The sequence below is a fragment of the Kerstersia gyiorum genome (genome assembly GCF_004216755.1).
Lineage (GTDB): Bacteria > Pseudomonadota > Gammaproteobacteria > Burkholderiales > Burkholderiaceae_B > Kerstersia > Kerstersia gyiorum.
The window spans coordinates 1-12866 of record NZ_SGWZ01000007.1; the positions used below are offsets into that span (position 1 = coordinate 1).

The following is a 12866-nucleotide window of genomic DNA, read 5'->3' on the forward strand; positions in this document are numbered from 1 at the left end:
ATCTGCTGCGCGGCCTGCTGGAGCGGGAGTTTCCCCCGGAGAACACACCATGACCGCATCCGCTTCGCCTGCCGCTGGCGCGGCCACGGCTGCGCTGCCGCCGCATTCCACAGCACTCGCCGGACAGGCCGACAACGTGCCGCTGACGTGCGTTTCACTGGCCTACATCGAGGCCCGTTTCAAGCTCTATCTGCGCTTCGGAGAACCGGCGCGCACGCTCCAGCTCGACCGCTGGCGGCGCTGCGTGGTGTTCCTGCCGGGCGCGATGCTCTGCCGTATCCGCTGGCAGGCCAACGACTACGGCACGATCCGCTGGCAGTTCATGGTGATGCAGGCGTGCACGCCACTGGACGCCATGCAGCGCATTCCCGGCGTGCAGCCGGGCGCGCGCCTGCTGCTGCATGCCGAAGGCGATGCCAACGTGCGCGCCGTGCTGGAACGCATCGACGCCATCGAGGCGCTGGGCATCGCCGCCATCGACGTGTCGCCCGCGTACTGGCGCACGCTGGGCAACCGTCTTGCAGCGCGTTCGCCGCTGCCCGAATACACCGCCGAGCGGCACGCCGCCTGGCTGACCGGGAAGGTGCTGCCATGACCGCCCCGACCACCACACCCAACGCGTCCGACGTGGCGCCGCGTCCTCGCTCGCGCCTGCGCGCTCGCATCGTCGTGGCGACACTGGCCGCCATCGGCTTCGCTGCGCTGGCCTGGGCGGCTTTCGTGTCGCCCCTGCCGCGTCTGACCTACAACCCGTCCGACAGCGTGGCGGTCGGCTGGTATCGCATCGACCCGTTCGACCCGCGCACCGCCTCGCTGCCACATCCGTTGTCCGTGAACAGCATCGTGCTGGTGCCGCTGCCGGCCAGGGCCACCATGCTGGCTGCTCAGCGCGCCTACCTGCCGACCCGCGTGCCGCTGCTCAAACGTGTGGGCGCTGTCGCGCCGCAACACGTCTGCATCGTCGCCGGTCAGGTACGCATCGACGGCGTGCCTGCGGCCGCCGTTTTGCCGACCGACCGGCTAGGTCGGCCGCTGCCGTCCTTGCAGCTTTGCCGCCGCCTTGAACAGGGCGAACTGTTCTTGTTGAGCGTGACGAATCCGGCATCGTTCGACAGCCGCTACTTCGGCCCGGTCAGCGCATCCACCGTGATCGGCGTCGCGCATCCGGTATGGCTGGAGACACGCCCATGATGGCCGCCGACTCGCTGCACGTTGCCGTGCATCTTCTCGTGCCATCGGGCGTGTCGATCCAGTGGCTTTCCGGCTGTTGTCGCGCGTGCAGTGCGAGCGCATCCGCGCTGCACTTCGCGCTGCCTTCCCATGTGCAGGCGTCTTGCCTCGAACGCGCCCGGCCTGCCGCCGTCGCCGCGTTCGCTGGCGCGCTGGCTGCTCGCGCAGCAGCGCCGCCGGACCGCCGGTGCCTGGAGCGACAGCGGAAGGCAAAGGCGGAAGGCAAGATAAAAGGTTGCGGCACTCCGTTTCGCAAAAACCGTGTCTGCACATTGAGGTGGCGCGGCACGCGCCTGATCGCGGCACGGTGCCGCGTAGATCGCCAATGCCTTGCCGGCATTCGGAAAGGTGCGTGCTACCCACGCTCGGCTTGGATGGCTTGCGATGGAGGTGATGTATGAGCCGCAACGACGATGACCGTTTCCGCATCCGGCCAGGCGCACCTAGGCAGCGTGGCGATGCCTTTATCAACCAGGTGCTGCGCCAGACCAGCAAAGCCGGTGCCAAAGTCGCCAAGGCGGGTGGCAGGCCAGGTTCTCGACTGGGGCGCGGCCATGTCGCTGCACGCTTCACTGGCGCATCGCTGACCGCCAATTCTCGGCGCGTCACCATCAAAACCCGGCTGGTGAATCTCGCCAAGGCCGGGGCGCGTTCCACCAGTACGCACCTGCGCTATATCGAGCGCGAAGGCGTCGGCCGTGATGGCGAACCCGGCAAAGCCTATGGCCCGACGACGGATGAGGCCGATCTGGTTGCATTCGAGGAACGTGGGCGAGAGGATCGGCACCAGTTTCGTTTCATCGTTTCGCCCGAAGATGCCGAATCGCTTGATGACTTGCGCACCTACACCCGCCACCTGATGGCGCGTATGGAAGCCGACCTGGGCACCAGATTGGAATGGGTCGCGGTCGATCACTGGAACACCGACAACCCCCACACCCATGTCGTCCTGCGCGGCAAGGATGACACTGGCAAAGACCTCATCATCTCCCGCGACTACATCAGCCAGGGTATGCGGGAGCGGGCTTCGGAGCTGGCGACAGAATGGCTGGGGCCGCGTACCGAACTGGAGATCCAGCGCGGCATGCAGCGTCAAGTCGAGCAGGAACGCTGGACAGGCCTGGATCGCACCTTGCAGCGCGAAGCCGTGGATGGACTTATCCGCACCGAAAGGCTGGAGACTGAGCCCCGATTGAAGCGCCAGCGTCTGTTGCTGATCGGTCGCCTGCAACGCTTGCAGCGCATGGGGCTGGCCACCGAAATGCAGACCGGCGTATGGGTCGTTCATGCCGAAGCGGAAAGCACCTTGCGGGCCATGGGCGAGCGTGGAGACATCATCCGCACCATGCAGCGTGCCATGAGCGGGCAGCAGCGGGAACTGGCGGTATTCCAACCAGGCGAGGACGCCAGAACCATCGTGGGCCGCGTGGCTGGCAAAGGCATGGCCGATGAGCTGTACGACAAGGGCTATTTGGTTGTCGATGGCATCGACGGCAAAGCCCACTACGTCGCCTTGCCACCCAAGACCGAGCTGGAACAGTACCCGACCGGTGCCGTGGTGGAGGTGCGAGGTTCTGCCGAGGTGCGTGCGGCTGACAAGAACATCGCCGCGCTGGCGAGCGATGGCCTGTACCGCACCGATCATCACCTGGCCATCGAACAGGGCCGGGCCAAGCCCGGACGCGACCCGCAGGAGGTTGTCGCCGCTCACGTGCGGCGGCTGGAAGCCCTGCGCCGGGCAGGCATCGTGGAGCGCGTGGCCGAAGGGCTATGGAAGGTGTCGGACGACCTGGCCGAGCGTGGCCGCCAGTACGACGCGCAGCGCCTGGGCGGCGTTGCCGTGGAACTGAAATCGCACCTGTCCATTGAGCGGCAGGCCCGCCTCATCGGCGCGACCTGGCTGGATCAGCAGTTGATCGGCGGCGGCAAGGGGCTGGGCGACCTGGGCTTTGGTGGTGACGCCAAGCAAGCCTTGGAGCAGCGTGCCGATTTTCTTGAAGAACAGGGGCTGGCCGAGCGGCGCGGGCAGCGCGTCATCCTGGCGCGCAACCTGCTAAGCACGCTGCGAAACCGAGAACTGGCGCAGGCCGCGAAGGAGGTGGCGGCGGAAACCGGCCTTGAGCATCGCCCGGTGGCCGACGGGCAGCGCGTCGCCGGTATCTACCGGCGCTCAGTTATGCTCGCCAGTGGGCGCTACGCCATGCTTGATGACGGCATGGGGTTCAGCCTGGTGCCGTGGAAGCCAGTGATCGAGCAAAAGCTGGGACAGCAGATCGCCGCGACAGTACACAGCGGCGGTGTGTCTTGGGAAATTGGACGGCAAAGAGGGCCAACCGTAGGCTAATTTTCCTGTGCGGCCTGAATTTCGATATGCGCGTCACCCCATGCCTTCAGCGCATGGATGACCGGAGCCAGTGTCTGCCCATAGTCCGTCAGCCGATATTCAACCTTTGGGGGGACTTCGGGATAGATCTTGCGAGCAATCAGGCCGTCACCCTCCAACTCGCGCAACTGGTTGGTCAGCATGCGCTGGGTGATGTTGGGCAGCAGCCTTCGCAGTTCGTTGAAACGCAGCACTTCGCCAGTCAGCAGGCGGTAGAGGATGACGCCTTTCCACTTGCCGCCAATCAGGTTGAGCGTGGCTTCCACTGTACAGCCGGTGGCGCAATCAAAGGATGCGTGAGGAATACGGGCCATTTTCAATCTCACAGTATATTTTTTGACACTATGTACAAAGAATGTGCGTTCTTACGTAAATAATCAATACAGGAAAAAATGGCTCTCATTATCCACTGAAAGGAGTGCAACATGAAAGCCATTGGTTTCAATCAACCCCTGCCAATTTCTGACCCTCAATCCCTGGTTGAACTCGACCTGCCCGGTCCTGAGTACGGTGAGCAGGATTTACTGGTCGAAGTGCAGGCGATCGCGGTCAATCCGGCTGATACAAAGGTGCGGGCTTCCGCCCAGCCTGCGTCGGGTACTTGGCGCATCCTGGGTTGGGATGCCGTGGGCCACGTGCGTGCGGTTGGCGCGCGTGTCTCGGGCTTCAAACCGGGCGACCAAGTGTTTTATGCGGGTGCTATTGACCGGCCTGGCTGCTATGCCGAGCGACAGGCAGTGGATGCGCGGATTGCCGCCCATGTGCCGAGCAATTTCAGTGCTGAGGATGCGGCGGCTCTGCCGCTGACGGCCCTTACTGCTTGGGAAACTCTATTTGACCGCCTGAAGGTTGAACACCCTGTGATGGGCGCTGCCAATGCCATCCTGGTTGTGGGTGGCGCGGGCGGCGTGGGTTCCATGACCATCCAGTTGGCGCGGGCTTTGACTGGCCTGACCGTCATCGCCACCGCTTCACGTCCTGAAACGGTGGAATGGGTCAGGCAGCTTGGTGCTCACCATGTCATCGACCATCGCCAGCCGCTGGCTCCGCAGGTTGAAGCCCTGGGTATTGGCGCACCGGCTTTCGTGTTTTCCACCACCCACACCGACCACTATCTCTCCGATATCGTGGAACTGATCGCTCCTCAAGGCCGCATTGCGCTGATTGACAATCCCAAGTCACTCGACATTGTTTCGCTCAAACGCAAGAGTCTGTCGATCCACTGGGAATTCATGTTCACGCGCTCTCTGTTGCAAACCGCTGATATCGCCCATCAACAAGCCATCCTGCAAACAGTGGCGGAACTTGCCGCGCAGGGAAGGATCGTTACTACCCGCAAGCAAACGCTGGGGCCGATCAATGCGCAGAACCTGCGTGTCGCTCATGAACTGCTGGAAAGAGGAAGTGCGATCGGAAAGATCGTGCTGTCCGGTTGGTGAATGTTTGTGGTGTCGCCACTGTGCGCGGCGGTAATGTATTGCGGGAGGTTGGAAGGCAGTGTGGGTGATCCATGGCGGTAAGTCCGCCATGTTCTGGGCATGCACCCAACAAAGCCGATGACTGTCAGCGAACGGCGGACGGCAGGCAACCAAAACGTGCGCGGAATCGGTCGGAGAAACGTGCACGTGACTGGTATCCGCAGGCCTGCGCGATGTGTGGAATGCTCCAGGATGTTGTCTGGAGCAACATCAGGGCATGGTGCATGCGCGTGTCGATCAGAATATCCTCGAAACCCACACGTTCACCTGCAAGACGCCGCCGCAATGTCGCCTCGCTCATCGCTAGCGCACGGCCTGCCTCGTGCGCTGTCCAGTTTTGATCTGGTGCCTCGCCAATCAAGGTGCGCAAGCGCCCGGCAATTCCGCTCTGTTTGGCGTCCTTGAACGCATGGCCTCGTTCGGCAAGCGCAAGGAGGAAATCCATCAGCCGACACTGAAGCCGTTCGTCGCTGACGCGCTTGGTGTCCACACTTTCGAGTACCCGGTGAAACGTCGATTCGAGGTCGTCGTCCAGTGATGCCAGCCGATAAGGCGCCGGGCTAGCGTTATCCGGCGGCCGAGTGGAGTGATTGCGCTGAAATGCCTCAAGCAAAGCTGCCGAGAGCGTCAGGAAGATGGATCTGAAGCGTTTCTCGCGGCTATCTGGCGTTTTCACCAAATCAGCGCATGTGCCAGGATCGACAAGCAGCACCGACGCTTGTGCGTCAATCCTGAGCGGGTGGATACCATCATCCAGGTCGAGCCGCCCCGCAGCGACCAGCAGGACGGTGGCATCATGGAACAGAAAACGCGGTGTGCGCTGAACTCGCGTCAGAACGGGTTGCGCCAGCGCGCACAAGCCGCGCCGGAGCACGGGTGTGCCGGATGGCAGCGGCCAGTGCAGGCGAGCCTCAGCTTGTGCTGGTGTGGTGATGGTTTGCCGAGGCTCTGCCGTGGCTAATTTTTGCTGGCGCACAGGTCAATCAAGCGGCACGGATGGGTTGAGGCTGTACAAGCCGGTCAGGCTGGCTTGTCCCAGCACCGGGGCGGCGGCCAGTGCCGCACGCACGCTTTCGCCAGTCAGTGGCCCATCCACCTCAAGCGCGGGTACAGCCAATGCATAAATAGTGAATATGTAGCGGTGAACGCGCGTGTCATTCCAAGGCGGGCAGGGGCCATCATAGCCATGGTAGTCACCCTTCATTTGTTCGTCACTGGCAAACCAGGTGGTGTAGTCATTGATGCCATGGCGCAAGCCTGCGTCGGCATCGGGGCCGGGCTTGCCGCGCGGCGTGACGCCGTTCGAATGCGTGCCGGCTTCGATCTCCGTGGTGCTGACGGGAATGTCGAGTAGCAGCCAGTGAAAGAAGTCGATTCGCGGCAGATCAGTCGGCACTTCACGGCCTTCCTGATTCACATCATCGGCGCGACTTGGCACATCAGGGTCGTGGCACACGATGACCAATGACCGGGTACCTGCTGGAACATCGCTCCAGGCAAGATGTGGATTGCGGTTCGACGACAGCGCAATGTGCTGGGCAGCGTCTGGCACTGCGAAAGCAAATTCGCCAGGAATCGACTGGCCGTCTTTGAAGCTGTGACTGATGAGTTGCATATGAGGTTTCGTCCTGTGGGTGATGGAAAAGGCGATGTTGTGCCGACCTGTGCACAACTGATGGCCATTCTAGGGGCGCAGGAATTCTTGGAAAACATCATATCCAATCAATTATTTCACATTGCCAATCAAATTGATCTAATTTGAGTTGTTTTATGAGTGACGGGAGTTAAATTTCAGACGCTGCACGCATGGCCGTACCGGGCCTGTTTCGGGTCAGGCATGTATGCATCGCGACTCTTGATACCTCGTACTTTGGACGAAGCCACTATGAAAACATATCGAATCGGCCAGATCGTGCCGAGCTCCAACACGACAATGGAAACAGAAATCCCCGCCATGCTTAATGCAAGGCAGGGGGATTTTCCGCAGGAGGGTTTTACGTTCCATGCCGCTCGTATGCGGATGATGCACGTCACCCCCGACGAATTGAAAGCGATGGATAGCCAAAGTGATCGCTGCGCGCAGGAATTGAGCGATGCACGCTGTGACGTGCTGGCATACGCCTGCCTTGTGGCGATCATGTGCCAGGGGCCTGGCTACCATCGACAATCCGAAGCGCGTCTTGGCAAAGCCACAGAGGAAAACAAGGCGCCCACGCCGATTATCAGTTCGGCTGGCGCACTGTGTGACAGCATCAAGATCATGGGCTTCGATAAGGTGGCGATCCTGACGCCCTACACGAAGCCGTTGACACAGCAGGTCGCCGCATACATCGAGAGCGAAGCCATCCGTGTGACGGATTCTGTCAGCCTGGAGGTGTCCGATAATCTGGCTGTCGGCCGGATCGCTCCCATGAGCCTGCTCGAACACGTCAAGCGTCTGGATACAAGTGAGGCGGATGCCGTGGTTCTTTCGGCTTGCGTGCAGATGCCTTCGCTGGCGGCGATCCAGCGCGTTGAAGATATGCTGGGCAAGCCTGTGCTGTCGGCTGCTGGAGCAACGACCTACCAAATCCTCAAGACGTTGGGCTTGGCGGCGCGAGTGCCCAATGCGGGGTATCTGCTTTCTGGACGGTTTTGATTGCGTTGAATCTCGCGGAAGGCTCCTGTGTTACGAGCTGGCGTGTCACTAAGTCCTGTGTGCGCAGGACTTAAACTTACCATCGGATTTCTGGCGGGCGTATTCATTCCCTAGCGATGCTTTCCCGCCATTTTTCTAGTTGTGCCACGTCGGCCGTTACACCACCGCAGACCACCACCAACACATTGCCGAAGCTGTCCAACACCTCATGTCGGTCATAGGCCACGGCCAGGCTTGCACCGCAGGCCGGTTCCACCAGCATTCGATGATCGTCCAGAAAGCGGGTGCAGGCGTTTAGCGCGGCCTCATCACTGACGACGACTGAATGGACAGGATGCTGCCCGGCCAAGGTGAATGCCTGCTCGCATACCTGCCTGGCGCCCAGTGACGTGGCGATACTGGTGATGGCGTCCAGTGCGATGCGCTCATTGGCCGCGATTGAGCGCGCCAACGCATCAGCACCGATTGTTTCCGCAGTGATGACGGGCACATCCGCCCAGCCATTGCGCTGCAAGCCTTCCACGATGCCGCAGAACAGCCCGCCGCCGCCTACCGATAACACAATGGCATCGGGCTTCACGCCTGCGCTTGCCACTTCATCCACCAAGCTGGCGTGACCTTGCCAGAGCAGCGCATCGTCGAACGGGTGCAAGAAGGCATCGTCCTCGCCCAGCATGGATTGCGCCAGCGCGTTGGCCTCGTGCCAGGCTGAGCCATGCACGATCAATTCCGCGCCTTGCGCACGGATCAACGCACGGGCGCGTTCGGTGGTGGTTTCCGGCACCACGACCACGACAGGGATAGCCAGCTTGCGACCTGCATAGGCCACGGCAATGCCAGCATTGCCGCCAGATGAAGAAATGAAACGGCGCTTGCCTTGGCGTGCATGGGCTTCACATGCCGCACCGATGCCACGGATCTTGAACGATCCGGGAGGCTGTAAGGCATCGAGTTTGAGCCAGATGTTGCGGCCAGAGATGTCACTCAGGCAGTCGGATTCAATCAGCGGGGTTTCGATATGCAGCGGCATGCGGGGTAAGCCTTAAAAGCAATAAACGGTAGTGCGTACAGAGAGTGTAGAAAAATAAATGTAATGCGATAATCCACATAAATTTCAAATAATCTTTGCGTCATGAGCACAAATCTGAATGCCATGCTGATGGAGGAAATGGCGGTCTTCACCAAGGTAGTGGAGACTGGTAGTTTTTCCGAGGCGGCACGCCAGCTTGGCAGCACCCCATCGGCCACCAGCCGGGCGGTGGCGCGGCTGGAGAAAGCCCTGGGCACGCGCTTGCTGCAACGCACGACACGCAAGCTGCGCCTGAGCGAAAGCGGTCAAGAAGTGCATGCCATGTGCCTAGACATGGTGCAGGCCGCGCAGGCGGTGCTGGCCAGTTCCGGGCGTTTCGACGATGAGCCGCGTGGCCTGGTGCGCCTGAGCGTGCCCAAAGCGGTCGGACGTTTCGTCATTCATCCGCACATGCCAGATTTTCTGGCACGCTATCCCAAGGTAGATGTGCAGATCCGCCTGGATGATCGTCAGCTTGACCTGATCGACGAGCAGATCGACCTGGCAATTCGCATTACCGACCAACCGCCGCCGGGCATGATGGGGCGGCCGTTGTTGCCCATCGACCATATGCTGTGCGCGACGCCACGCTATCTGGAGGAACATGGCACACCGCAACATCCGCACGAGCTGAAAGACCATAGCTGCATCTATCTGGGCGAGTCGCCGGGCGATGCCCGCTGGAAGTTCATGCGTGAAGGCAAGTCAGTCAGTGTGCAGGTGCGGGGACGCTACGCGGCGAACCACACCGGGGTGCGTCTCGATGCCGTGCTCAACCACATCGGCATCGGTAGCCTGCCATACTTCACGGCACGGCACGCATTGGCGCAAGGCTTGATCGTGCAAGTGTTGCCAGACTGGGTATTCAAGACGCACTACAGCGGCCAGGCCTGGCTGCTGTACCCGCCCACGCGCCACCTGGAACCCAAATTGAAGGTGCTGATTGCGTTTTTGGCCGAACAACTGGCACGCGAGCCGAGGTTGACCATGCTGTATGAGACGCCGGAAGCAGAGGGCTGAAGATCCAGCTTGACGCTTTGTATAGGCTTCCCTACAATTCAATCTACACTAAACGTCAGGTTTATATTCTGCATGTCTGCATCCAACGCCTTGTTGCAGATTGGCGAGCTTGCCCAGCGCGCGGGCGTCAGTCATCGCACCATCCACTATTACGAGCGGATCGGCCTGCTGCGTCCGGCCGAGCGCGAGGGCGTGGGCTACCGCTACTACGACGAGCAGGCGGTGCAGCGACTGGAGAAGATCGCTGCGTTGAAGAACCTGGGCTTGAGCCTGGATGAAATCGGCCAGGTCATCGAGTTGTACTTTGAAGACCCTAGCGGCATCAAAGGCAAGGAGCAGGTGTTGAAGTTGCTGGAAACCCAGTTGCAGGCTACTCGCAGCAAGCTGGGTGACTTGCGCAGTTTCGAGCGTGATCTGGAATCCAATATCGCCCGCATGAAGGGCTTGATCGAAGCGGCGCGCAAACAAGTCTGAGCATTCGGAAGGGGCGGCTGTGTGTCGTCCTTTTTTTATCTTAAATCTACACTTAACGTAAGGTTTATTTTGTGAGGCATCCAACGATCACCTTGCTGCTATTGATGACCGGCGCTGTGCTGGTGGTTGGGCAGCTCTATGTCACGATCCCGCTGGCGGCTGATCTGGGGCAGCGCTGGCAGGTCTCGGCGGCGCAGGCCAGTTGGGCGGGCAGTGCCTTTGGCTTTGCCTATGCCGCTGGCTTTCTGCTGTTGGGGCGTTTGTCCGATCGCCTGGGCCGCCGCCGTGTGCTGCTGGCCGGGTTGCTGGCAACGGCTGCTGCCAGCGTACTGGTGGCCTGTGCCACGAGTTTCACCATGCTGCTGGGAACTCGCGCCGTGCAAGGCTTGCTGGCCGCAAGCTTTCCGCCGGCTGCGCTGGCCCTGGTGGCGGAAGCCTTGCCGCCCGCACGGCGGCCGCTGGGCATTTCGTTATTGAGTTTTGCTTTCCTGGCTTCCGCGCCATTGGCGCAGTTTCTTGCGGCGCAGTCCGCAGGCTTTGGTCTGCCCATCATGATGGCGGCGCTTGCGCTGGCGTATGTCCTCCTGGCAGCGGGTCTGTCGCAGACACTGCCGCTGCCGTCACCCACCACATCGGAACCTGTCCTGACGCCGATGCAGTCAGCATCGCAAGCGTCGCCACCGGCATTGCTGGGCGTGTGGCTGGCCGCTACGACGGTGCTGTTTGGTTTCGTCACCTTTCACGCTGGGGCGCAAGCCATGGGCCTGGAGGCCGCTGCTCTGCAAGCCCTGCGTCTGGCAGGTCTGCCGCCTCTGCTGCTCAGTATTGCGGCGGCGGGACTGGTACGGCGCATTGGCACGCTGGCGACGGTACGCCTTGGTTTGATTCTGGCGGCGACAGGGTTGCTGGCAGGTTGGTCTGGTCAGTTTGGGGCGCTGATGGTGGCCAGCGTGCTGCTGTCTGCCGGTATTGCGCTGGCTGTGCCGGGTCTGATCGGCACGCTGGCAAGTCGGTCGAGCCCTGAGACTCGGGCGCGCGCCATGTCGCGCTACACCTTCGCGCTGTTCATGGGGGCGAGTGTCGCGCCGCCCATTGCCGCTGTGCTGGCCGCGCAAGGTTGGCCCGTTCTGCTGCTGGTTCCTGCTGCGGCGCTTATTGGCGCGGCTGTCATTGTCGGCGGCTGGCCGACAGCCCGAATCCCTCATCCAAAGGAGAACCGATGAACCTCTTTCCACGCCGCGCCACCTTGGCGGCGCTGGGGCTGTTGGCTGCAAATGCCTTGGCCACTGCGCATGCCCAGACTCCCAACCCCGACTCAGACAAGGAGACTTCCATGACGCATGCCCAAGCCATGCTTCGTCCGATCAACCCTGCCGGTGCCGTCATCCCCGGCATTTCCCAGGCAGTCGTCGTCGAACACGGCAGAACCATGTATCTGTCGGGCCATGTGCCGATGACAGCCGACGGGCAGGTGCTGCCGCCCGATCTGGAACAGCAGTTGGATCAGGTGTTCAGGAATCTGGATGCCACCCTGGCGGCCGCTGGCGCCTCATCGCGCAATTTGGCGCGCATCACGATCTATGTGCGTGATTTCCAGGCGGATCAACTGCCCGTGATTCGACGCGCGCGCGATCGTTTCATCGACCCCGAGCACCCACCCGCCAGCGCCTTGATTGGCGTTGCGGAACTGTTCCACCCCGATGTCCGGGTGGAGGTGGATGCTGTGGCCATCCTGCCTCCGGATGCCTGAACCCCATTGTCTTGTTGATGCAAAGGAATTCCATCATGACCCGAACCTTATCCACGGCTGTCGCCGCCGCATTATCCATCGCCTTTCTTGCCGGTGCCGTGGCATCTGCGCAATCCACCTCATCCACTCAGGAGACCATTCCCATGACTGAATCCCCAACCGCAACCCGATTCGTGCCTGCCACGCATCGCCAGGTCAAGCAGCGCAGTGTCGAGGTCGATGGCGAAGCCGCCACCCTGACTCGCTATGAACGCCAGGACGGACGCAATGCAGGCCTGGAAGGAGAACATTTCAGCACGGTGGTGGCGGCAGACGGCACGCTCAAGGGCTTTGCCAATATGTCTCTGGATCTGGTGGGCAAGCCGCTGCCATCACGCGAACGCAGTGAGCAGATCGCTCGGGCGTTCCTGCAGGAGACTGCGCCCGATCTGTTGCCACGCATGAAAATCAGTTGGATCGACCCGCATGATGAGCCGATTCGCGTGCAGCGCAACGGCAAAGAGGAAACCGTCACGCTGACCGGCATGAAGGTCAAGGCCCGCAACCTGGCAGATGGCCGCTGGTTCTGGGTGATTGTCGGTGCTGACGAGAAGCCGATGGTGTTCGAGCGCGATATCGTGTGGATCACGTTCCCCGGCCATCGCAAGACCGAGAAGTGGCTGCACGATAGCTGGCTCAAGGCGCAAGCTCAGTAATTTGTAGCGCTTTTGAAAGACGACCACGTGCCAGGTCAGGGTGGATGGCTTTGAAACTGCCGCAAGCACATCGCTTATGGCAGTTTCGTGATGCGCACAATTGGCGAAGAGCATTTATCAACGGATAGC

At 61.2% G+C, this 12866-nt stretch carries 14 protein-coding genes and 1 pseudogene; 11 read left to right on the top strand and 4 right to left on the bottom strand.

Going from position 1 to position 12866, the window contains the following annotated elements; all coding sequences use genetic code 11:
• The first annotated feature begins 49 nt into the window (after positions 1–49).
• The 3 genes from EV679_RS15925 (at position 50) to EV679_RS15940 (ending at position 3574) form a co-directional block, all read left to right on the top strand.
• Positions 50–595, top strand: a complete 546-nt coding sequence (locus EV679_RS15925) for a DUF2840 domain-containing protein (protein WP_130487736.1) — start codon at positions 50–52, stop codon at positions 593–595.
• Positions 592–1191 (top strand): S26 family signal peptidase, encoded by a 600-nt coding sequence (locus EV679_RS15930; protein WP_130487737.1) that lies wholly within the window; start codon positions 592–594, stop codon positions 1189–1191. The genes EV679_RS15925 and EV679_RS15930 overlap by 4 nt, the downstream gene beginning before the upstream one ends.
• 436 nt (positions 1192–1627) lie before the next feature.
• Positions 1628–3574, top strand: a complete 1947-nt coding sequence (locus EV679_RS15940; RefSeq protein ID WP_130487739.1) for a relaxase/mobilization nuclease domain-containing protein — start codon at positions 1628–1630, stop codon at positions 3572–3574.
• Between the two features lie 26 nt (positions 3575–3600).
• On the opposite strand, the pseudogene EV679_RS15945 reads toward EV679_RS15940, so the two are convergent.
• Positions 3601–3927: pseudogene (locus EV679_RS15945) on the bottom strand (winged helix-turn-helix transcriptional regulator); the annotation flags it as partial.
• 111 nt (positions 3928–4038) lie between these two features.
• Here EV679_RS15945 and EV679_RS15950 point away from each other — a divergent pair.
• Complete coding sequence (locus EV679_RS15950; RefSeq protein ID WP_130487741.1) at positions 4039–5052, top strand: zinc-binding alcohol dehydrogenase family protein; 1014 nt, start codon at positions 4039–4041, stop codon at positions 5050–5052.
• A gap of 124 nt (positions 5053–5176) precedes the next feature.
• Here EV679_RS15950 and EV679_RS15955 read toward each other — a convergent pair whose 3' ends face one another.
• Entirely contained in the window at positions 5177–6067 is an 891-nt protein-coding gene (locus EV679_RS15955; protein WP_242611510.1) for a helix-turn-helix transcriptional regulator, read from the bottom strand.
• A 3-nt stretch (positions 6068–6070) separates the two neighbouring features.
• A complete protein-coding gene (locus EV679_RS15960; protein WP_130487742.1) occupies positions 6071–6706 on the bottom strand; it encodes a YbhB/YbcL family Raf kinase inhibitor-like protein in 636 nt (211 codons plus the stop codon).
• On the opposite strand from EV679_RS15960, the gene EV679_RS17670 reads away from it, so the two are divergent.
• Entirely contained in the window at positions 6707–6853 is a 147-nt protein-coding gene (locus tag EV679_RS17670) for a hypothetical protein (protein ID WP_165390072.1), read from the top strand.
• A gap of 123 nt (positions 6854–6976) precedes the next feature.
• On the top strand, positions 6977–7729 hold the full coding sequence (locus EV679_RS15965; protein WP_130487743.1) for a maleate cis-trans isomerase family protein: 753 nt from the start codon (positions 6977–6979) through the stop codon (positions 7727–7729).
• Positions 7730–7832: 103 nt separating this feature from the next.
• On the opposite strand, the gene EV679_RS15970 is transcribed toward EV679_RS15965, so the two are convergent.
• On the bottom strand, positions 7833–8759 hold the full coding sequence (locus EV679_RS15970; protein ID WP_130487744.1) for a pyridoxal-phosphate dependent enzyme: 927 nt from the start codon (positions 8757–8759) through the stop codon (positions 7833–7835).
• Between the two features lie 102 nt (positions 8760–8861).
• Here EV679_RS15970 and EV679_RS15975 point away from each other — a divergent pair, with 102 nt between their 5' ends.
• From EV679_RS15975 to EV679_RS17740, 5 genes are all read left to right on the top strand, one after another.
• On the top strand, positions 8862–9818 hold the full coding sequence (locus EV679_RS15975; RefSeq protein ID WP_130487745.1) for a LysR family transcriptional regulator: 957 nt from the start codon (positions 8862–8864) through the stop codon (positions 9816–9818).
• Positions 9819–9890: 72 nt separating this feature from the next.
• Positions 9891–10292, top strand: coding sequence for a MerR family transcriptional regulator (locus EV679_RS15980; protein ID WP_130487746.1), 402 nt, complete (start codon positions 9891–9893; stop codon positions 10290–10292).
• Positions 10293–10363: 71 nt separating this feature from the next.
• Complete coding sequence (locus tag EV679_RS15985; RefSeq protein ID WP_130487747.1) at positions 10364–11515, top strand: MFS transporter; 1152 nt, start codon at positions 10364–10366, stop codon at positions 11513–11515.
• Positions 11512–12042 carry a RidA family protein gene (locus tag EV679_RS15990; protein ID WP_242611511.1) on the top strand — a complete coding sequence of 177 codons (531 nt, stop codon included), beginning with the start codon at positions 11512–11514 and terminating at the stop codon, positions 12040–12042. The genes EV679_RS15985 and EV679_RS15990 overlap by 4 nt, the downstream gene beginning before the upstream one ends.
• Positions 12043–12077: 35 nt before the next feature.
• Positions 12078–12737, top strand: coding sequence for a hypothetical protein (locus tag EV679_RS17740; protein WP_207224951.1), 660 nt, complete (start codon positions 12078–12080; stop codon positions 12735–12737).
• Positions 12738–12866 lie beyond the last annotated feature (129 nt).

What these genes read in the sequence shown, in the direction of transcription:
- EV679_RS17740 (WP_207224951.1), top strand. Translation starts at nt 12,078, where the DNA reads ATGACCCGAACCTTATCCACGGCTGTCGCCGCCGCATTATCCATCGCC.
- EV679_RS15940 (WP_130487739.1), top strand. Translation starts at nt 1,628, where the DNA reads ATGAGCCGCAACGACGATGACCGTTTCCGCATCCGGCCAGGCGCACCT.
- EV679_RS15930 (WP_130487737.1), top strand. Translation starts at nt 592, where the DNA reads ATGACCGCCCCGACCACCACACCCAACGCGTCCGACGTGGCGCCGCGT.
- EV679_RS15960 (WP_130487742.1), bottom strand. Translation starts at nt 6,706, where the DNA reads ATGCAACTCATCAGTCACAGCTTCAAAGACGGCCAGTCGATTCCTGGC.
- EV679_RS15965 (WP_130487743.1), top strand. Translation starts at nt 6,977, where the DNA reads ATGAAAACATATCGAATCGGCCAGATCGTGCCGAGCTCCAACACGACA.
- EV679_RS17670 (WP_165390072.1), top strand. Translation starts at nt 6,707, where the DNA reads ATGAGGTTTCGTCCTGTGGGTGATGGAAAAGGCGATGTTGTGCCGACC.
- EV679_RS15975 (WP_130487745.1), top strand. Translation starts at nt 8,862, where the DNA reads ATGAGCACAAATCTGAATGCCATGCTGATGGAGGAAATGGCGGTCTTC.
- EV679_RS15925 (WP_130487736.1), top strand. Translation starts at nt 50, where the DNA reads ATGACCGCATCCGCTTCGCCTGCCGCTGGCGCGGCCACGGCTGCGCTG.
- EV679_RS15970 (WP_130487744.1), bottom strand. Translation starts at nt 8,759, where the DNA reads ATGCCGCTGCATATCGAAACCCCGCTGATTGAATCCGACTGCCTGAGT.
- EV679_RS15990 (WP_242611511.1), top strand. Translation starts at nt 11,512, where the DNA reads ATGAACCTCTTTCCACGCCGCGCCACCTTGGCGGCGCTGGGGCTGTTG.
- EV679_RS15980 (WP_130487746.1), top strand. Translation starts at nt 9,891, where the DNA reads ATGTCTGCATCCAACGCCTTGTTGCAGATTGGCGAGCTTGCCCAGCGC.
- EV679_RS15950 (WP_130487741.1), top strand. Translation starts at nt 4,039, where the DNA reads ATGAAAGCCATTGGTTTCAATCAACCCCTGCCAATTTCTGACCCTCAA.